Here is a 19551-nt window from a genome sequence, read left to right as displayed (position 1 = left end):
GCAACATCGTCGTCGAGGCCCTCTGGCGCGTCACCACCTGGGGCATCACCTCCCGCCTCGACAAGATCACCGGCAAGAACAAGACGAAGTAACCCTCCGCCCGGGCGGCGCGGGTGCGGGGTCCCACCGGCGGGGCGAGCATGGGGGCTGGGTCACGCAGGGTGCCCGCTCGCGGAGGGAGCCGGGGTGGCAGGTTCGCAGCAGCCGGGTATGCGGGCCAGGGCGGCCGAGAAGGCCAGGTCGCTCAAGGCCGTGCCGGACCGCGTGCCGCTGATCGGCCGGGCGCTGCACCAGGTCGTCCGGGTCAACCTGCTGGACTGCGCCACCCGTCTGGCCGCACAGGCCTTCCTGAGTGCGCTGCCCGCACTGATGGCGCTGGCCGTGTTCGCCCCGGCCTCGGTCAAGGAGGGCGTGGTCAGCTCGCTGCGCGAGCAGCTCGGGCTGAAGGGCGCGGCGCAGCAGCAGGTGGCGGCGTTCCTGGGCGGCGGGCACGACGACGGGGTGTCGCAGAGCTTCGGCGCCGTGGGCGTGATCATCACCGTGCTGTCCGCGACCGCGCTGAGCCGGGCCGTTCAGCGGGTGTGCGAGCGGTGCTGGGAGCTGCCGAAGGCCTCGCACCGGATCACCGCCTGGCGGTGGCTGATGTGGCTGCTGGTGTGGCTGGTCGTCCTGGTGTTCCAGCACGCGCTGCACGACGGTTTCGGCGCGGGCCTGTGGCTGGGCATCCCGCTGACCTTCGTGATGGACGCCGCGCTCTGGTGGTGGACGCAGCGCCTGCTGCTCGCCGGGCGGATCGCCTGGCGACTGCTGCTGCCGGGTGCGCTGCTGTGCGGGGTGGCGGTGGTGGGGGTGAACGCGGCGGCCGCGGTGTACCTGCCGCACGCGGTGACGCAGAGCGTCAGCAGGTTCGGCCCGTACGGGGTGGTGTTCACGATGCTGTCCTGGCTGATCGTGATGTTCACCGCGGTGACGTTCGCGATCGCGCTGGGCCGGGTGCTGACGCAGGAACCGGGGGTGGCCGCGCTGCTGGGCGTCGAGCCGACTCCACCGCCGGGGAACCCGGGCGTGCCGGAGACCGCGGGGGCGCCGGCCGGCACCGGGTCGACCGGGACGGCGTCGACCGGCGCCGGCGGGGCGCCCGGCGCGACCGGAGGTCCGGGAGCGACCGGGGAACGGAACGGCGGCTCCCCGCCCGGCTCCGCGGCCGGACCGGGCTCGGCGGCGGGCCCGGCCAGCGGCTGAGGGCCTCGGCCGGGGACTCCGGCCGAGGGCATCGGCGAGGACACCGGCCGAGGCGGGTGCGGGCGCAGGACACGGGAACGGCGAAGGCCCCGCCGTACCGCCACGAGGGCGGGGACAGCGGGGCCTCCGGTGCGCTCCGACCGTGTCGGAGGAGACGGGTCAGAGGAGGCGGGTCAGCCGCGACAGGATGGACGGCGGGGCGAGGTCGCCCTGCAGGGTGACCGGGATCTCGATCTTGCCTTCGCCCTCGCCTGCGGAGAGGGTGCCGACCTGGGTGCCGGCCTTCACGGTGTGGCCGAGCTTGTCGGCGTCCAGGGTCAGCTGGGCGGTGATGCCCGACCAGCCGGCGACGGTGAGGTCCTTGGCCGCGACGATCGGCACCGAGCCGCCGAGCCCGTCCTCGACCCGGCCGACGACCTGGCCCTGCTTGGCCAGGGTCTGGCCTTCGAGGCCGTTCTGCACCGACTTGATGATCTTCAGGCTGGGCGCCTGGGCGACCTTGGCCAGGTCGACGCCGGCGACGGCCGGCTGCCGCAGGGTGACGCCGATGATGGTCCGCTTCACGCCCCCGATCTCCTTGACCGCGGCCCACATCAGCGCGGACTGGGCGGCCGTGGAGGAGCCGGTCTTCACGCCGATGACGCTGCCGCGCTGGGTGGTGACCAGGTCGTTGGTGTTCGAGATGCGGACGTTGTTGTACCGCATCTCGGGCTCGGCGACGATCTGCCGGAACACCGGGTCCTTCATGACCTGCTCGGCCAGCTTGAGCTGGTCGGCGGCGGTGCTCTTGGTGTCCTCGTTGTAGCCGGCGGGGTCCGCGTACACGGTGTTGGTCATGCCGAGCTTGGCGGCCTCGGCGTTCATCTTCGCGACGAAGGCCTCCTCCGAGCCGGCGTCCCAGCGGGCCAGCAGACGGGCGACATTGTTGGCCGATGGCAGCATCAGCAGTTCCAGTGCCTGGTACTGCTTGAGCTTCTGGCCCTCGGTCAGGGTCGCGCGCGACTGGTCCGTGTCGGTGGACTCCTGGGCGGCCGCCTTGTCGACGACGATGTCCGGGCCGCTCTCGCCCTTCTTCAGCGGGTGCGCCTTGAGGATCAGGTAGGCGTTCATCACCTTGGTGACGCTCGCGATGGAGACCGGCGTCTGCTCGCCGGAGGTGCCCACCGGGCCCACACCGATCACCGCGGCGGCGGCCTGGCCCTTGGCCGGCCAGTCGACGGCCAGCTTCTCGCCCTGGAAGGTGTAGCTGGTGGACAGGGCGAGCTTGGTCTCCGGGTCGGGCAGCGGGCGCAGCAGCTGCGCGACCGACACCACGCCGAGCACGAAGGCGAGGAACAGGCCCCAGATCGCCGTCCGCTTGGCGGCGCGGCGCAGCGGGCTGGCCGGGCGGGCGCTGAGGGTGGCGAGCACCTCCATCGCCTCGATGGTGTTCTCCGGCAGCGGGGCGGGCGCCGGCACGGGGGCCGGGTCCGCCACGGGCAGCGGAGGCGGAGGCGGGGGCGGGGTCGGCCGGGCTTCCGGACGCGACGGCGCGGGACGCGGCTCCGCTTCGGGCTTGGGGACCGGGGCGGGCTCGGGGGCGGTGCCGCGGACCGGCTTGCCGGCGTCCTTGAGGGCGGCACCGGCCACCTCGCGGCTGTCCCGCATGGCGAGGCGCGGGTCGGTGGACTTCGCGGAGGGCTTGTCGGGGTCCTCGGCCGGGGCCGCGGCGGGCGTCCGGGCCTCCGGGGGCAGCCGCAGCGCCCGGGTCGCGTTGTCGACGGGGAGGCGCAGCGCACGGGTGGCGTTGTCGACGGGGGCAGCGGCCTCCGACTCCTTCGCCGTCCCGGTGGACGCCGGAGCAGTGCCGGTGCCGGTGCCGGTGCCCGTGTCGGAGTCGGTGTCGCTGTCGCTGTCCGTGTCGGCGCTGTCGTCGGCGGCGGCCCCGGTGTCCGCGGCCTTGCCGGCGGCGGCCGGTGCTGACGGAGCGTCGGCGGCCTTGCGGGCCTCGGCGGGCAGCCGCAGTGCGGTGGTGGCATCCGGGGCGGGTGCGGCCGGCTTCTCGGCACCAGCCTTGTCGGCGCCGCCCTTGCCCGCACCGCCCTTGCCCGCACCGTTCTTCTCGGCACCGTTCTTCTCGGCGCCCTTGTCCGTGCCGCTCTTGTCGGCGGCCTTGCGGGTCGCGTCGGCGGGCAGCCGGAGCATGGTGGTGGCGTCCGAGGCGGGTGCGGCGGCAGCCGGCTTCTCGGCACTGCCCTTGTCGGCGCCGCCCTTGTCGGCACCGCCCTTGTCCGCACCGCTCTTGTCCGCACCGCCCTTGTCGGCGCCGATCTTCTCGGCGCCGCTCTTGTCCGCACCGCCCTTGTCCGCGGCCTTGCGGGTCGCGTCCGCGGGGAGCCGCAGCATGGTGGTCACGTCGCTCGGCGGCTGGTCACCGGCCTCGGCAGCGTCGGTGGAGCCGGTGGCGGACGCGGCCGGCTTGCGGGCCTCCGGCGGGAGGCGCAGCGCGGTGGTGGCGTTGTCCACGGGCACGCGGAGCGCGGTGGTGGCCTTGTCGGTGCTCCGGAGGCGGAGGTGGACAGTCGAGCCGCCCGAGCCGGCGGCCGCGGCAGCGCGGTCCTCGTCGGAGTCCTCGGCCCCACCCTTCGCGGGCTCACCGGACTCGACGGACTCACCGGACGCCTCGTCCTCGTCCCGGTCCTCCGGCTGCTCGGCCGCGGTGTCGTCGGCACCTGCACCGGCATCGGCAGCGGCGTCCGACTCGGTCCGCTCCTCCGCGTCCGACGCGACAGCCTCCGATTCGACAACGTCCGACTCGACAACGTCCGACTCGACGGCGTCCGGCTCTGCGGAGTCCGCGGGCTCCCTCCGGTCCGCGGGCTCCGGGGACGCGGCCGGCCCGGCGGTGCGCGCCGTTGCGGTGTCCTCCTTCGTCGCCGAACCCTCGGCCGCCCCGTCGCGCCGTCCTGTGTCGGGGGACTCGCCCACTGACCCTCTCCTCCTCGTCCGCCCGGCGGACCGGCTGCCCGCCCGGGCCGGCGGGCCGAGGGCCGCGCCGATCCTTCATTTTTTCCTACGGGTTCTCGTCCCGTCGGGATGTCTGTACAGTCTCCGCCACCGGTGGCGCGTCAGTCGCGCACACCCCGCCCGACCGGCCGTTTTTCTGCCCGTCCGGGCCCGTCCCCGGCTCAGACGCCGGGCGCGGGGCACCGGTTCCAGCCTGCCGTGCCAAGGTCACGATTCGGAGGCGTACTCGACAAGCCCGTGTGAGAGGCGTCACGCTGTCTCTCATCCACGCGGGGAGGCTTGGATGGGCAGGAGCCGCAGAACAATTCCCGAGGAGCTGTTGCTGCTCGCACTGGACCCGACCACGGGTACCACTGCGCAGCCCCAGACCCTCGACCTCGGACTCGCCGGGGCGCAGCTGGTCGAGCTGTCCCTGGCCGGACGCATCGCCCCGGACGGGGACCGGATCGCCGTGGTTCTCGCACGGCCGACCGGTGATCCGACCCTCGACCACGCCTTGGAGCTGCTGCGACGGCGCGGCAGTGCGGTCCGGGCGTCGCACTGGATCGGCGGGCCCCGACTGGGCCTGCGTCAGATGTACCTGGCGCACCTGGAGCGCTGCGGGATGGTGACCGCGGTGGCGGGCCAGGTCTGCGGGGTGCTGCCGACGACGCGGTACCAGGCGTCGGACGACTGCACCAATGCCGCGATCAAGCAGCGCCTGGACACCGCGATCCGTACGGGCGTCCCGCCGGACCCGCGGACGGCCGCGCTGGCCGCGCTGGCGCACGCAGTGGGTCTGGGCAAGCACCTCTATCCCGGCAACGAGGGCCGCTCCTCGCGGTCCCGGCTGCGGGACCTGATCCGCTACGACCCGCTGGGCGGGATGGTGGCGCACGCGGTGATGGACGTGCAGAACGGCCTGCCGGCCCAGCAGAACCGGGGTGCGGCCCCGGCGGCGGCGGGCGGACACCCCGCGGCGAGGCCGGCCGCGGGCGGCCGGCCGGTCGCCACCCGGGTGGGCGCGCGTTGATCGGCCCGCGCCGTACGTGAGTTCGTGAGGGGCGGCCCGCCCGGCAGGAAGACTGCCGGGCGGGCCGCCCTTCGTCGTGTCACCCGCCGGCGGGCGTTCGGTGCGTCGCGGCGGGGTAGGAGTGCGGACACCGCGCCGACGCCGGCTTGTACCGCGCGGGACGACCAAGTGCAAGGCATGCCATCCCGATTACACACTTTTCCGATGATCTGTTCTAGTCCGCTGGGAGGATTCCCCCGCACGGAGCAGAGGCGAGGTGGCATGCTCTCCACGTCAGGGGGGGTTGGTACCAATTTCCACACTGTTCCGAGGCGCAGCGCTGCCGTCTGTGCCAGAGGTCCGGCCGGAGGTCGATGTGTCCGCCAGCGTCAATCCCACCGTGCGCCGCCGCAGGCTCGGCGCCGAACTCCGGCGCCTGCGCGAGCTCAAGGGCATGACCGCCGAGGAGGTCGCCGGCCGCCTGATGGTCTCCCAGTCGAAGATCAGCCGACTGGAGAACGGCCGGCGCAGCATCAGTCAACGGGACGTCAGGGACCTGTGCGACGTCTACGAGGTGGCCGACGAGCGGGTCCGCGCCGGGCTGATGGAGATGGCCCGCGAGTCCCGCCAGCGCGGCTGGTGGCACGAGTTCGGCGACATCCCGTACAGCGTCTACATCGGCCTGGAGGCGGAGGCCTCCTCGATCCGGGCGTACGAGTCCTCCTTCGTGCCGGGGCTGCTGCAGACCCGGGAGTACGCGGCGGCCGTGGTCGCCGGCACCTTCCCGGACTACGACGCCCAGGCGGTGCAGCGCCGGGTCGAGGTCCGGATGAAGCGCCAGCTGCGGATAGACGACGAGAACGAGGACCGGCTCGGCAGCCTGTGGGTCGTCATAGACGAGGCGGTGCTGCGCCGCGAGGTCGGCAGCCGGGCGGTGATGGCGGACCAGCTCTGCCGGCTGCTGGCGCTCAGCGAGCGGCCGTACATCAACCTGCAGGTGATCCCGTTCAGCCACGGGGCGCATCCGGGCATGAGCGGCACATTCTCCCTGATGGAGTTCCCCGAGTCTGCCGATTCGACAGTTGTCTACTTCGAAGGGGTGACGAGCGATCTCTACCTGGAGAAGGAGGCCGACGTACGCCGCTATACCAATCTGTACGACCACCTGCGGGCCGCGGCGCTGAGTGTCGCGGACAGTCGGTCACTGATGCACACCATTGCAGAGGGGTTCAGGTAATGACCACCACGTCCACGACCAATCCGACCTGGCGCAAGAGCAGCCACAGCGGCGGCAACGGCGCCTGTGTCGAGATCGCCGTCCCGGACACCCGCACGATCGCGGTACGCGACTCCAAGGACCCGGAGGGCCCCCGACTGCAGTTCTCGAACGCCGCCTGGGCCGCCTTCACCACGGCCGTCGCGGCGGGTGCCTTCGGCGAGGTCTGACGCCCACCGCCGTTGTGCGCTACCCGGCGGTCCTCACCCGACCGGGTAGCGCTCCGCCCAGCCGGGCGTGCCGTGCAGCTCCGGCCCGTGCACCAGCTCCAGTGCGAAGTCGTCCGCCATCTCCAGGATCGTGCCGCGTCCCTCCAGCTCCGCCAACAGATCGGCGGGCAGCGCCGTCTCCCCGTGCAGCGCGCCCAGCAGGTTCCCGCAGATCGAGCCGGTGGAGTCGCTGTCGCCGGAGTGGTTGACGGCCAGCAGCAGCCCGGACCGCACGTCCTCCGCCACCAGCGCGCAGTAGACGCCGATGGCCAGGGCCTCCTCCGCGACCCAGCCCTCGCCGAGCGCCTCGACCCGCTCCGCCGTGGGCTCGCCGGCCCGGACGGCGTCCAGGGCGGCGCGCAGGGCCGTGGTGGTCTCCTCGTGCGAGGGACGCTCGGAGAGCAGGGCCAGGGCGAGGTGCACGCCCTCCTCGGGCGTGCCGCCGCGGGCCACCGCGTGGACGATCACCGCGAAGGCGCCGGCCGCCAGGTAGCCCGTCGGGTGGCCGTGCGTCAGGACGGAGCACTCCACGGCGAGCTGGAACACCAGGCTCGGGTCCCAGGCGGTCAGCAGGCCGAACGGCGCCGCCCGCATCACCGTGCCGCAGCCCTTGGAGTGCGGGTTGCGGGGCGCGTCGACCGTGCCGAGGCGCTCCGCGTCCGGCCCGGAGAGGCCGGTGAGGCAGGCCTGGCCGGGCGCCCGCTGGGCGTAGAGCCACTCCTGGCGGCCCAGCCAGCCGAGCTCGGTCCGGCGTTCGTCCGGTCCCCAGTCCTGCTGGGTGGCGTGCCAGCGCAGGTAGGCCTTGTGGACGTCGGTCGGCGGGTGCCAGGTGCCGGTGTCCCGGCCGATGTGCGCGCGGATCAGGCCGTCCAGGGTGAAGAGCGTCATCTGGGTGTCGTCGGTGACCGCGCCGCGCCGCCCGTACGCGGGCACGTAGCCGGTGACGCCGAGCGGTCCGTGCGCCGCCCGGATCTTCTCCAGCGAGTCGAACTCGATCCCGGCCCCGAGCGCGTCGCCGACCGCCCCGCCGAGCAGGCAGCCCCGGACCCGGCTGCGGAAGTCCTGCTGCTGCGCGCGCGACCACAGGGGCATCACGGGTCTTCGCCTTTCGTCCGGGGCGGGCCTGCGGCCGCGGCGGGTCGGGAGCCTGCACTGTATTCGAAGAACCGTACGGGCAGGTGCCGGGGTGGTGGACCTCCACGCCGCCCGCACACCCGCCCCGGGGCCGCACCGGGCCCTGCGGCGCCCCGCCACGGACGGGCTACGACCCGGGGCCGATACGACCCTGAGACCGCCTCAGGGTCGGGTGCGACGACGGGCGTACCCGGATCCAGCCCTGCGGGGCGATGCCGGGGCGGCCCGCGGCGCCTCTAATGGAGAGTGCAAGCAAGCGACGACTCGGAGGGGTTGAACGAGATGGCGGAGCAGGAGCAGGGGGCGCCGTACCGGTCCGGCCGCAGGACGCTGGTGCGGGTGGCTGTTCCGGTCGCGGTGGTGGCGGCGGTGGCCGCAGGTGTCGGTCTGGTGCCCGCGCTGGCCAGTGACTCCGGGCCGGACCTGCCGTCGGTGACGGCGGAGCAGCTGGTGGCGAAGGCGCTCGGCTCGGACACCGAGGCGCTGTCCGGCACCGTCCAGGTCAAGGCCGACCTGGGGGTCCCGTCCCAGCTGCTCGGCGCGGCGGGCGGGCTCGCGGGGCAGGGCGGCGCGGGCCCCTCGGCGTCGGGCGGTGCGCAGCCGGAGGCCAAGCTGGCGGAGCTGCTGGGCGGCCAGCACACCCTGCAGGTGGCGGTCGACGGGCCGGACCGGCAGCGGATCGGCCTGGTGGACAACCTGGCCGGCTACGAGCTGGTGCACGACGGCGCGAACGTCTGGGCGTGGGACAGCTCCTCCAACGAGGCGGTCCACCTGACGGCCCCGCAGGGCGCCGGCAAGCACTCCGACCGGTCGGTGCCGCCGGTGACCCCGCAGGACGCGGCGAAGCAGTTCCTGGCCTTCGCCTCCGGCACCACCACGGTCGCGGTGGACGGCACGATGAAGGTCGCCGGCCGGGACGCGTACCGGCTGACGCTGACCCCGAAGGGGCAGGGTTCGACGATCGCCCGGGTGCGGATCGCGGTGGACGCGGAGCATGGGGTGCCGCTCTCGGTGCAGGCGACGGCCGTCTCCGGCGGGCCGGTGCTGGACGTGCACTACAGCAAGGTGTCGTTCGACCGGCCGGCCGCCTCGACGTTCTCGTTCACCCCGCCGAAGGGCGCGAAGGTGACGGAGCACCGGGCGGACGGGCAGCTGGCCGGGCACGACGCGCCGAACGGGAAGCCGTTCGGGAAGCAGGCCGGTGGCGCGCCGGACGTGCAGGTGACGGGCGAGGGCTGGACGACCGTGGTCTCGACCCGGCTGCCGGTCGGCGAGGTGCCCGGCCGGGACGGCGGCCACGGGTCCAAGGGCGCGGCGCAGAACCCGCTGTCCCTGGTGAAGGCGTTCGGCAAGCCGGTCGGCGGCGGCACGCTGATCGGCACCAAGGTGGTGAACGTGCTGGTGACGGACGACGGCCGGGTGTTCGCCGGTGCGGTGACGCTGCCGGTGCTGCAGCACGCGGCCGGGGTGAAGTAGCCGTGGCCGGCGCCCCTTCTGCGGAGCGGTCGGGCCCGGCGGAGCGGTCGGGGGGTCGGGCCTTCGCGGGCCCGGCCCCCGCCGGCGCGTCCGGGGAGGCGATCCGCACCCGCGGTCTGACCAAGCGGTTCGGCGACCGGACGGCGGTGGACGGGCTGGACCTGGTGGTGCCGCGCGGCAGCGTCTTCGGCTTCCTCGGCCCGAACGGCTCCGGCAAGACGACGACGATCCGGATGCTGATGGGCCTGATCGCGCCGTCCGCCGGGTCGGCGTCGGTGCTGGGGGCGCCGATGCCGCAGTCGGTCGGCGCGGTGCTGCCCCGGGTGGGGGCGCTGATCGAGGGCCCGGCGCTGTACGGCTTCCTGTCGGGGCGGGCCAATCTGGTGCGCTTCGACGCGGCCGATCCGACCGCCGACCCGCGGACCAGGGAGCGCCGGGTGGCCGCAGCACTGGAGCGGGTCGGGCTGTCGGCCGCGGCGGGCCGCAAGGCGCGCGGCTACTCGCTGGGGATGAAGCAGCGGCTCGGGCTGGCGGCGGCGCTGCTGCGGCCGCGGGAGCTGCTGGTGCTGGACGAGCCGACCAACGGCCTGGATCCGCAGGGCATGCGGGAGATCCGCGCGCTGGTGCGGGAGCTGGCGGCGGACGGTACGACGGTGTTCCTCTCCTCGCACCTGCTGGACGAGATCGAGCAGGTCTGCACGCATGCGGCGGTGATGTCGCGCGGGCGGCTGGTGGTGCAGGGCACGGTGGCCGAGCTGGCCGCCCGGGCGCAGGGCCGCCTGGTCGTGCGGACGGCCGACGCCGAGGAGGCGGGCCGGGTGCTGAAGGAGCACGGGGTGACGGACCTGCAGCTCGCGGACGGGTCGGTGGACGGCCTCCCGCCGGAGGGCGAGGACGCGCTGCCGGCGCTGTGCGCGGCGCTGGTCGGCGCGGGGGTGCGGGTGCGCGGCTTCGCGGTGGAGCGGGGCACGCTGGAGGACGCCTTCGTGGCGCTGACCGGAGAGGGATTCGATGTCGCGGGCTGAGGCGGTGCCGCAGGGCGGCGCGTTGGCGGCGGACCGGCCCCGGGCGGGCGCGGCCGGGTACGCGGCGCTGTTCACCAGTGAGCTGGCCATGACCTTCCGCCGGGCGCGGACGATCGCGATGCTGGGCATCCTGGCGGCGCTGCCGGTGCTGATCGGCGTCGTGGTGCGGGTGCACACCGGCGGCAGCCGCGGCGAGGGGCCGGCCTTCGTCGCCCAGGTGACCCAGAACGGGCTTTTCCTGGTCTTTACGGCCTTGGCCGTCACTTTGCCCGTCTTCCTGCCGATGACGGTGGGCGTGGTGGCGGGGGACTCGGTCGCCGGCGAGGCCGCCACCGGGACGCTGCGCTACCTGCTGGTCGCCCCGGCCGGGCGGACGCGCCTGCTGGCGGCGAAGTTCTCCGCGGCGCTGGCGTTCTGCCTGGCGGCCACCGGGGTGGTGGCCCTGTCGGCGCTGGCCACCGGGGCGGTGCTGTTCCCGCTGGGCGAGGTGACCCTGCTGTCGGGGGACGCGATCGGGGTCGGCGAGGCGCTGCTGCGGGCGGTGCTGGTGGCGGGGGTGGTCGCGCTGTCGCTGGCCGGGCTGGTGGCGGTCGGCCTGTTCGTGTCGACGCTGACGGGCAGTGGGATCGCCGCGATGGCGACCACGGTGGTGCTGGTGATCACGGTGCAGATCCTGGACAGCTTCCCGCAGCTGCACGCGGTGCAGCCGTTCCTGTTCACCCACCGGTGGCTGAGCTTCTCGGACCTGCTGCGCGAGCGCATGTACTGGGACAACGTGCTGGAGAACCTGGGGCTGCAGGCGGTGTACGTGGCGGTGTTCGGCTCGGCGGCCTGGGCGCGCTTCACGGCCCGGGACGTCACCGTCTGATCCGGCCGGCCCGTCCGGGGTTCGGCGGACGGGCCGTCAGCGGACGGGGAGCATCCGGGAGGCGGCGGCAGCGCAGGCCAGCACCGGCAGCTGGGCGGGGGCGATCAGGAAGAGCGGCGACCACTCGGGGCAGACCAGGCGGACGCCGGCGGTCAGGCCGTACAGCCGGGCGCGGTGGGAGCCCTTCAGGTCGACCCGGTCGAGCCGGTAGGGGCCGTCGAGGGTTATCGCGGGGCGGCCGTGGCGCTGCCACTCGATGCGGACGGTGCCGCTGCTGGGGGTGCCGGTGACCAGCAGGTCGCCGCTCTCGGCGGCGTCGAGCTCGCGCCGGACGGCGGGCAGGCGCAGGGCGGCACCGCGGGCGAGGAGGTCGTCGGCGGCGTCGCGCAGGGTCTGCGCGGCGCGTCCCGGACTCGTGGCGACACGGCGGAACGGCCGGGCGAGCTGCCCTGTGAGTTGACCCGTGAGGTGGACCATCACAACCCTCCTGTGGCCGTGCGAGCGCTCGCGCGGAACGGGGTTTCCGTCGTCCGGCAGCGGTGGCACCCCGGACGTTAGCAGTCCGAGACCTGGGTTGAGGAGATCCGGCGGGGACTTCTTCACAGCGGGATTCCCGGTGCGAACGGCCCCCGCGCGGAGCGCGTTCGGGCGGTCTCAGCGGGTGACGGCGGGGGCCGTTCCGGGGATGGTTCCGGAGGTCTTCCCGCCGGTTTCCGCGGCGCCGGCCGCCGGCACGGCGGCGGTGGCCGCGGCCGCCGCGGCGAGGGCCGCACGGTCGGCCCGCATCCGGCGCAGCGCGTCGAAGGTCAGGACGGCGAGGGCGGCCCAGACGAGGGCGAAGCCGGCCCAGCGGGCGGGCGGCATCGACTCGTGGAAGACGGTGATCCCGATCAGGAACTGGAAGACCGGCGCGAGGTACTGCAGCAGGCCGAGGGTGGTCAGCGGGATGCGGACGGCGGCGGCGCCGAAGCAGAGCAGCGGGACGGCGGTGATGAGGCCGCTGACCATGAGCAGCCCGGAGTGGGCCCAGGCGGAGCTGCCGTCGACGGCGTGGCCGAAGCTGCCCTCGCCGCGCAGCTGCAGCCAGACCAGGAAGCCGAGCGCGAAGGGGAACATCGCGGCGCTCTCCAGTGCGAAGCTCTCCATGCCGCCGAGGGCGACCTTCTTCTTGAGCAGGCCGTAGGTGGCGAAGCTGAAGGCGAGGGTGAGGGCGATCCACGGCGGGCGGCCGTAGCCGACGGCGAGGACGACCACGGCGAGGACGCCGATACCGACGGCGGCCCACTGGGCGCGGCGCAGGCGCTCGTGGAGCAGCAGGACGCCGAAGGCGATCGTGACCAGCGGGTTGATGAAGTAGCCGAGGCTGGTCTCGACGACGTGGCCGGAGTTGACGCCCCAGATGTAGACACCCCAGTTGACGGAGACCACGGCGGCGGCGAGGGCGACCAGGGCGAGTCGGCGGGGCTGGGCGAGCAGCGGGCGGATCCATGCCCAGCGGCGCTGGACGAGCAGCATCAGCACGACGGCGACGAGGGACCAGACCATCCGGTTGGCGAGGATGTCGACGGCCCCGGCGGGCTCCAGCAGCGGCCAGAACAGCGGGAACAGGCCCCACATGCCGTAGGCGGCGGCGCCGTACCAGAATCCGCGGCCGGTGTCGTGCTCCTCGTTCATGCCGCTCCGTTCCTCACGCGCGCGAGTACCGGCTCGACGGTAGCGGCGGAAACGGAAGATGTCACGCCCGTATCCACATTTTGGTCATGACAGTTGCCTCACGCACCAGGTTCCGGGCCGGGGTCTCCCCCGCGGCGGCCCGCGGGGTCGAGCGCGGCCAGCCCGTCCAGCACCCGCTGCAGGCCGAAGGCATAGGCGTGGGCCGCGCTGGAGGCGGCACCGTGGGCCGCGCCGGCGGCCGCGCCGATCCGGGCGGCGGTCGGGAAGCGCTCGGGGTCGAAGACCTTGGCGAGCAGGTCGGCGTTGCCGGCCCACCACTGCTCGTCGCTCATCGCGCTCTCCTGCTCGGCGGCCCGCTCGTCGGCCGCGGCCCGTGCACAGCTGTGCACGAAGCCGAGCACGAAGGAGAGGGCGGCGTCCGTCTCGACGTCGCCGAGGCCGAGCCCTTCGAGGGCGCGCAGCTCGTACTCGTACTTGGCCATCAGGCCGGGGCCGAGCGGGGGGCGGCCGGCGGCGACCTCCGCGACCCAGGGGTGGGCGGCGAACAGGGCGGCGTTGTCGTCGGCGACGGCGGCCGTCCGGGCCCGCCAGCCGCCGTCGGCGGGGGTGCGGCGGGACATGGCGGCGTAGACGGTGTCGAGCATGAGGTCGAGCAGTTCGGCCTTGCCCGGCACGTAGGTGTAGAGCGCCATCGGGGAGAGACCGAGCCGCTGGGCGACGGCGCGCATGGTGACGGCGGCCGGGCCCTCGGCGTCGGCGAGGGCGATCGCGGCGGCGGCGATCTCCGGCACCGTCCGGGCCTGGCGGGGGCCGCGGCGGCCGGGCCGCGCCTCTCCCCCGCCCCAGAGCAGCGCGAGGGTGCGCGCCGGGTCACCTGCACTGCTGCGGTCGCTCGACATGCCCGGGATTCTCCCACCGCAATTCTCCGTACGTTGTACACTGTACTCAGTACGGAGAATGGGAGGCACATGACAGTGTTCAACGGGGCGTTCAGCGGGGTGTCCGAGGGGACGCTCGACGGGGAGTTCGACCGACAGGTGCGGCGGCTGACCGCCCTGGGCTACCCGGCCCTGGCCGGGCTGCCGGAGGAGGGCTTCACCGAACTGCTGGAGCCGCTGCGCGCGGCCGCCGGCCCGGGAGCACCGCCGGAGGGCGGCCGGGTGCCGTTCGTCCTGGTCGTGACCCGGGAGGCGGTGCCGATCGAGGAGGTGGTGCCGCTGACCACGCTCGCCGGCCGCACCCGCCCCGGGGTCGTGGACCGGCACTACCCGGAGGGCGACCTCGCCCGCTTCGTCCCGACCGTGCCGCTGCCGGACGGCCGGGCCTACCTGCTGCTGGACGTCGACCGCGGCGAGGAGTTCTGCGGCGCCGTCCCGCGGGACGCGATGGCGGCGGTGGCCGACCGCGGCCGCACCCCGCTGACGATCGAGGAGGGCCTCGCCCTGGTCGTCCAGTACCCGGAGCTGCTCGCCACCAACAAGTGCTTCTCGCTCGGCGCCTCGCGCTGCGGCGACCGCCGGGTGCCCGCGCTGTGGATCAGCAAGGGCGCGCCCAAGCTCGGCTGGTGCTGGGAGGGCAACCCGCACAGCTGGCTCGGCATGGCCTCGGCCGGCGGCCGGGCCTGAGACCCGCCGGACCCGAGACCGGTCGGGCACGCCGCGGGCCCCGGGGGCGCTCCCCCGGGGCCCGCGGGCATCCGGTCAGACCACCGTCCAGGTGTCGTGGCCGGTGAGCAGGGAACCCAGGTCGCCGGGGCCGCGGTCGGCGGCGGCGCGCTCCAGCTGCTCGGCCATCAGGTCGTCGTAGACCGGCCGTTCGACGGAGCGGAGCACCCCGATCGGGGTGTGGTGCAGGGTGTCGGCGTCGGCGAGCCGGGTGAGGGCGAAGGCGGTGGCGGGGCCGGGGGTGTGCGCGTCGTGGACGAGCACCTCGGCCTCGTTCTCCGGGGTGACGGTGCGGACGGCGAGTTCGCCGTCGGCGCCGCGGAAGACGCCCTGGTCGGCGCCGAAGCGGATCGGCCGGCCGTGGTCGAGGCGGATCAGTGCCTCGTCGCGGGTGCCGGGCTCCTTGAGGACCTCGAAGGCGCCGTCGTTGAAGATGTTGCAGTTCTGGTAGATCTCCACCAGGGCGGTGCCCTGGTGCTCGGCGGCGGCGCGCAGCACGGACTGCAGGTGCTGGCGGTCCGAGTCGATGGTGCGGGCGACGAAGGTGGCCTCGGCGCCGATCGCCAGCGAGAGCGGGTTGAACGGCGCGTCCAGGGATCCCATCGGCGTGGACTTGGTGATCTTCCCGACCTCGCTGGTGGGCGAGTACTGGCCCTTGGTGAGGCCGTAGATCCGGTTGTTGAACAGCAGGATCTTCAGGTTGACGTTGCGCCGCAGGGCGTGGATCAGGTGGTTGCCGCCGATGGAGAGGGCGTCGCCGTCGCCGGTGACCACCCAGACGCTGAGGTCGCGCCGGGAGGTGGCGAGGCCGGTGGCGATCGCCGGCGCTCTGCCGTGGATGGAGTGCATCCCGTAGGTGTTCATGTAGTACGGGAAGCGCGAGGAGCAGCCGATGCCGGAGACGAAGACGGTGTTCTCGCGGCGGATGCCGAGTTCGGGCATGAAGGACTGGACGGCGGCGAGGATCGCGTAGTCGCCGCAGCCGGGGCACCAGCGGACTTCCTGGTCGGTCTTGAAGTCCTTGGCGCTCTGCGGGCCGTCCGCCTTGGGCACCAGGGAGAGCGATCGGAATTCGGTCATCGCTGGTCCTCCGCGTCGAGGGTGCCGATCGCCGCGTGCAGCACATCGGCCAACTGGGCGGCCTTGAAAGGAAGTCCGCGGACCTGGTTGTAGGACTGGGCGTCCACGAGGTACTTGGCGCGCAGCAGCAGGGCGAGTTGGCCGAGGTTCATCTCGGGGACGATGACCTTGTCGTAGCCGCGCAGCACCTGGCCGAGGTTGGCGGGGAAGGGGTTGAGGTGGCGCAGGTGGGCCTGGGCGATGCGGCCGCCGTCGGCGCGGACCCGGCGCACGGCGGCGGTGATCGGTCCGTAGGTGGAGCCCCAGCCGAGGACCAGGACGCGGGCGTCGCCGTGAGGGTCGTCGACGTCCAGCGGCGGGACCTCGATGCCGTCGACCTTGGCCTGCCGGGTGCGGACCATGAAGTCGTGGTTGGCCGGGTCGTAGGAGATGTTGCCGGTGCCGTCCTGCTTCTCGATGCCGCCGATCCGGTGCTCCAGGCCGGGGGTGCCGGGCACCGCCCAGGGGCGGGCCAGGGTGCGCGGGTCGCGCTTGTACGGCCAGAAGGCGCGGCTGCCGTCGGGCAGTTCGTGGTTCGGCTCGGTGGCGAAGTCGGTGGCGAGGTCGGGCAGTTCGTCGACGGCGGGGACGCGCCAGGGTTCGGAGCCGTTGGCGAGGTAGCCGTCGGAGAGCAGGAAGACCGGGGTGCGGTAGGTCAGCGCGATCCGGGCCGCCTCCAGGGCGGCGGTGAAGCACTCGGCGGGGGTGGCCGGGGCGACGACGGGCACGGGCGCCTCGCCGTTGCGGCCGAACATCGCCTGCAGCAGGTCGGCCTGCTCGGTCTTGGTGGGCAGGCCGGTGGACGGGCCGCCGCGCTGGATGTCCACGACCAGCAGCGGCAGTTCGAGGGAGACGGCCAGGCCGATGGTCTCCGACTTGAGGGCGACGCCGGGGCCGGAGGTGGTGGTGACGCCGAGCGCGCCGCCGAAGGCCGCACCGAGGGCGGCGCCGATGCCGGCGATCTCGTCCTCGGCCTGGAAGGTCCGCACGCCGAAGTTCTTGTGCTTCGACAGCTCGTGCAGGATGTCGGAGGCCGGGGTGATCGGGTACGAGCCGAGGAACAGCGGCAGTCCGGAGCGCTCGGCGGCGGCGATCAGGCCGTAGGAGAGCGCCAGGTTGCCGGAGATGTTGCGGTAGGTGCCTGGGGGCAGTGCGGCCGGGGCGATCTCGTAGGAGACGGCGAAGTCCTCGGTGGTCTCGCCGAAGTTCCAGCCGGCGCGGAAGGCCAGGATGTTGGCCTCGGCGATGTCGGGCTTCTTGGCGAACTTCTGCCGCAGGAAGGCCTCGGTGCCGTTGGTCGGCCGGTGGTACATCCAGGAGAGCAGGCCGAGCGCGAACATGTTCTTGGCGCGTTCGGCGTCCTTGCGGGCCAGGCCGCTCTCCTTGAGCGCCTCCAGGGTCAGCGTGGTCAGCGGCACCTTGTGCAGCCGGAAGGCGTCCAGCGAGCCGTCGCCGAGCGGGTCGGCCGCGTAGCCGACCTTCGCCAGGGCGCGCTTGGTGAACTCGTCGGTGTTGACGATGATCTCCGCGCCGTGCGGCACGTCCGGCAGGTTGGCCTTCAGCGCGGCCGGGTTCATCGCCACCAGCACGTTGGGGGCGTCGCCCGGGGTCAGGATGTCGTGGTCGGCGAAGTGCAGTTGGAAGCTGGACACGCCCGGCAGGGTGCCGGCGGGTGCCCGGATCTCGGCCGGGAAGTTCGGCAGGGTGGAGAGGTCGTTGCCGAAGGACGCCGTCTCCGAGGTGAAGCGGTCCCCGGTGAGCTGCATGCCGTCGCCGGAGTCCCCGGCGAACCGGATGATCACCCGGTCGAGCCGCTGGGTGGGCTTCACGGGACGCCCCTGCCTGGCCGAAGGAGGCGCCGAGCCGGCCCGGCCCTCGCCCCCGTCCGAGCCGTCCACTGCCTCTGACTGATCGACCTGACTGGTCACTGCCGCGGACCTCCTCGTGGGCGCCAGCCGCGGGCGTGAGCCGTGTGCCCCGTCCGCCTGGTGCACCACTCGCATCCTAAGGCGGACGGGGATCACCGGACCGGAACTCGGGCACGTGGAGTCGCTCGATGCGCCATCTTCGATCGACGGGCAACCGGGAGCGGACGTGAGCGGTCAGGAGTTCAGGTAGGTGAGCACCGCGAGCACCCGGCGGTGGTCCTCGGGGCTCTGGCCGAGGCCGAGCTTCAGGAAGATGTTGCTGACGTGCTTCTCCACCGCGCCGTCGGAGACCACCAGCTGCCGGGCGATCGCCGCGTTGGTGCGGCCCTCGGCCATCAGCCCGAGCACCTCGCGCTCGCGCGGCGTGAGGCCCTCCAGGACGTCCCCGCGGCGGCTGCGGATGAGCAGCTGCTGGACGACCTCCGGGTCGAGCGCGGTGCCGCCGCCGGCCACCCGGACGACCGCGTCCGCGAACTCGCGGACGTCGGCGACCCGGTCCTTCAGCAGGTAGCCCACGCCGCGGGTGGAGCCGGCCAGCAGCTCGCCGGCGTAGCGCTCCTCGACGAACTGCGAGAGCACCAGCACCCCGACCCCCGGGTACAGGCCGCGCAGGGTGACGCAGGCGCGCACGCCCTCGTCGGTGTGGGTGGGGGGCATCCGGACGTCCGCGACGACCACGTCCGGCAGGGCATCGACCTGGGCGAGGTCGTGGAGGGTCTTCAGCAGCGCCTCGCCGTCGCCGACGCCGGCGACCACCTCCAGCCCCCGGTCCGTGAGCAGCCTGGTGAGGCCCTCCCGCAGCAGGACGGAGTCCTCCGCGATCACGACGCGCAGCATTGGTGACGATCCCCCTTCGACACGGTGGGCCGCCCCCGTGACCGGCCCGGTCTCACCCGTGACTCACATGGTACGGATCGCGACCGCGTCGCAGAGCCCCTGCAGGGCGGCCTTGGCCGGGCACTCGGGCAGCGGGTCGAGCAGGGCGCGGGCCTCCTCGGCGTACCGCAGGGTCTCCCGGCGGGCGCGCTCCAGGGCGGGGTGGCGGCGCAGCAGGCGCAGCGCCTCGGCGTGCAGCTCGTCGTCCTCGGCGAGGTCGCTGTCGAGGAGCTCGCGCAGCCGCAGGTCGGCGGGGTCCTCCTCGTCCACCGGGGTCTGCTTCAGCAGCAGCACCGGCAGGGTGGGGACGCCCTCGCGCAGGTCGGTGCCCGGGGTCTTGCCGGACTCGTGGCTGTCGCTGGCGATGTCGAGCACGTCGTCGGCGAGCTGGAAGGCGGTGCCCATGCGCTCGCCGTACTGGGTGAGGATGTCGACCATCCACGGCTCGGCGCCGGACATCAGGGCGCCGAAGCGGCAGGAGACGGCGACCAGCGAGCCGGTCTTGCCGGCGATGACGTCCAGGTAGTGCTGCAGCGGGTCGTCGGCCGGGCGGGGGCCCGCGGTCTCCAGGATCTGGCCGGTGACGAGGCGCTCGAAGGCGTCGGCCTGGATCCGGACGGCCTCCGGGCCGAGGTCGGCGAGGACCTGGGAGGCGCGGGAGAAGAGGAAGTCGCCGGTGAGGATGGCGACCGAGTTGTCCCAGCGGGAGTTGGCGCTGGGGGCGCCGCGGCGCACCGGGGCCTCGTCCATGACGTCGTCGTGGTAGAGCGTGGCGAGGTGGGTGAGCTCGACGACGACCGCGGCCGGCACCACGCCGGGCGCGTACGCGTCGCCGAACTGGGCGGCGAGCATGACCAGCAGCGGGCGGAAGCGCTTGCCGCCGGCCTCGATGAGGTGGCTGGCGGTGACGGTGATGAACGGAACCTCGCTCTTCACCGCCTCGGCGAGCGCGGTCTCGACCGCGTCCATCCCGGTCTGGACGTCACGGGTCAGATCGCGGTCCTGCACGCTCAGCCCGAAGGGCCCCACGACGGTCACGAAGACCACTCCTGTCCCTGGTCGT

At 73.7% G+C, this 19551-nt stretch carries 17 protein-coding genes; 8 read left to right on the top strand and 9 right to left on the bottom strand.

All coding sequences use genetic code 11. The features are described 5' to 3' along the window. Positions 1-186 precede the first annotated feature (186 nt). On the top strand, positions 187-1242 hold the full coding sequence (locus IE98_RS0114865; RefSeq protein ID WP_234443541.1) for a YhjD/YihY/BrkB family envelope integrity protein: 1056 nt from the start codon (positions 187-189) through the stop codon (positions 1240-1242). Between the two features lie 159 nt (positions 1243-1401). Here IE98_RS0114865 and IE98_RS44605 read toward each other — a convergent pair whose 3' ends face one another. Next, positions 1402-4209: a D-alanyl-D-alanine carboxypeptidase gene (locus IE98_RS44605; RefSeq protein ID WP_052390527.1), complete on the bottom strand. Its 2808-nt coding sequence runs from the start codon at positions 4207-4209 to the stop codon at positions 1402-1404. A gap of 322 nt (positions 4210-4531) precedes the next feature. On the opposite strand from IE98_RS44605, the gene IE98_RS0114855 reads away from it, so the two are divergent. From IE98_RS0114855 to IE98_RS0114845, 3 genes are all read left to right on the top strand, one after another. Continuing rightward, complete coding sequence (locus tag IE98_RS0114855; RefSeq protein WP_030269033.1) at positions 4532-5260, top strand: GOLPH3/VPS74 family protein; 729 nt, start codon at positions 4532-4534, stop codon at positions 5258-5260. Positions 5261-5615: 355 nt separating this feature from the next. Then, the gene (locus IE98_RS0114850) at positions 5616-6476 is read left to right on the top strand and encodes a helix-turn-helix domain-containing protein (RefSeq protein WP_030269032.1); all 861 of its coding nucleotides are present in this window, start codon (positions 5616-5618) and stop codon (positions 6474-6476) included. After that, a complete protein-coding gene (locus IE98_RS0114845) occupies positions 6476-6685 on the top strand; it encodes a DUF397 domain-containing protein (RefSeq protein ID WP_030269030.1) in 210 nt (69 codons plus the stop codon). The genes IE98_RS0114850 and IE98_RS0114845 overlap by 1 nt, the downstream gene beginning before the upstream one ends. A 33-nt stretch (positions 6686-6718) precedes the next feature. On the opposite strand, the gene IE98_RS0114840 is transcribed toward IE98_RS0114845, so the two are convergent. After that, positions 6719-7816 (bottom strand): ADP-ribosylglycohydrolase family protein, encoded by a 1098-nt coding sequence (locus tag IE98_RS0114840; protein WP_030269024.1) that lies wholly within the window; start codon positions 7814-7816, stop codon positions 6719-6721. A gap of 324 nt (positions 7817-8140) precedes the next feature. On the opposite strand from IE98_RS0114840, the gene IE98_RS0114835 reads away from it, so the two are divergent. The 3 genes from IE98_RS0114835 to IE98_RS0114825 are packed head-to-tail and all read left to right on the top strand — an operon-like array spanning position 8141 to position 11227. Further along, entirely contained in the window at positions 8141-9334 is a 1194-nt protein-coding gene (locus IE98_RS0114835; RefSeq protein WP_063748927.1) for a LolA family protein, read from the top strand. A 2-nt stretch (positions 9335-9336) separates the two neighbouring features. Continuing rightward, positions 9337-10359 (top strand): ABC transporter ATP-binding protein, encoded by a 1023-nt coding sequence (locus tag IE98_RS0114830; RefSeq protein ID WP_030269019.1) that lies wholly within the window; start codon positions 9337-9339, stop codon positions 10357-10359. Further along, positions 10346-11227, top strand: coding sequence for an ABC transporter permease (locus tag IE98_RS0114825; protein WP_030269017.1), 882 nt, complete (start codon positions 10346-10348; stop codon positions 11225-11227). The genes IE98_RS0114830 and IE98_RS0114825 overlap by 14 nt, the downstream gene beginning before the upstream one ends. 36 nt (positions 11228-11263) lie before the next feature. Here IE98_RS0114825 and IE98_RS0114820 read toward each other — a convergent pair whose 3' ends face one another. From IE98_RS0114820 to IE98_RS0114810, 3 genes are all read right to left on the bottom strand, one after another. Next, positions 11264-11704: a hypothetical protein gene (locus IE98_RS0114820; protein WP_030269014.1), complete on the bottom strand. Its 441-nt coding sequence runs from the start codon at positions 11702-11704 to the stop codon at positions 11264-11266. A 177-nt stretch (positions 11705-11881) separates the two neighbouring features. After that, positions 11882-12901 carry an EamA family transporter RarD gene (gene rarD / locus IE98_RS0114815; protein ID WP_052390525.1) on the bottom strand — a complete coding sequence of 340 codons (1020 nt, stop codon included), beginning with the start codon at positions 12899-12901 and terminating at the stop codon, positions 11882-11884. 98 nt (positions 12902-12999) lie between these two features. Then, positions 13000-13800: a TetR/AcrR family transcriptional regulator gene (locus IE98_RS0114810; protein WP_052390524.1), complete on the bottom strand. Its 801-nt coding sequence runs from the start codon at positions 13798-13800 to the stop codon at positions 13000-13002. 69 nt (positions 13801-13869) lie between these two features. On the opposite strand from IE98_RS0114810, the gene IE98_RS0114805 reads away from it, so the two are divergent. Next, entirely contained in the window at positions 13870-14526 is a 657-nt protein-coding gene (locus tag IE98_RS0114805) for a DUF5701 family protein (protein WP_052390523.1), read from the top strand. Positions 14527-14601: 75 nt separating this feature from the next. Here the strand turns inward: IE98_RS0114805 and IE98_RS0114800 are convergent, their stop codons facing one another. The 4 genes from IE98_RS0114800 to IE98_RS0114785 form a co-directional block, all read right to left on the bottom strand. After that, positions 14602-15645 (bottom strand): 2-oxoacid:ferredoxin oxidoreductase subunit beta, encoded by a 1044-nt coding sequence (locus IE98_RS0114800; RefSeq protein WP_030269000.1) that lies wholly within the window; start codon positions 15643-15645, stop codon positions 14602-14604. After that, positions 15642-17612, bottom strand: a complete 1971-nt coding sequence (locus IE98_RS0114795) for a 2-oxoacid:acceptor oxidoreductase subunit alpha (protein WP_030268998.1) — start codon at positions 17610-17612, stop codon at positions 15642-15644. The genes IE98_RS0114800 and IE98_RS0114795 overlap by 4 nt, the downstream gene beginning before the upstream one ends. A gap of 174 nt (positions 17613-17786) precedes the next feature. After that, the gene (locus tag IE98_RS0114790) at positions 17787-18449 is read right to left on the bottom strand and encodes a response regulator transcription factor (protein WP_030268996.1); all 663 of its coding nucleotides are present in this window, start codon (positions 18447-18449) and stop codon (positions 17787-17789) included. A gap of 63 nt (positions 18450-18512) precedes the next feature. Beyond that, positions 18513-19526, bottom strand: a complete 1014-nt coding sequence (locus tag IE98_RS0114785) for a polyprenyl synthetase family protein (protein ID WP_030268994.1) — start codon at positions 19524-19526, stop codon at positions 18513-18515. Positions 19527-19551 lie beyond the last annotated feature (25 nt).

Source organism: Streptomyces sp. NRRL B-24484, assembly GCF_000717715.1.
Lineage (GTDB): Bacteria > Actinomycetota > Actinomycetes > Streptomycetales > Streptomycetaceae > Kitasatospora.
This window is presented reverse-complemented; position numbering and strand designations above follow the sequence as displayed.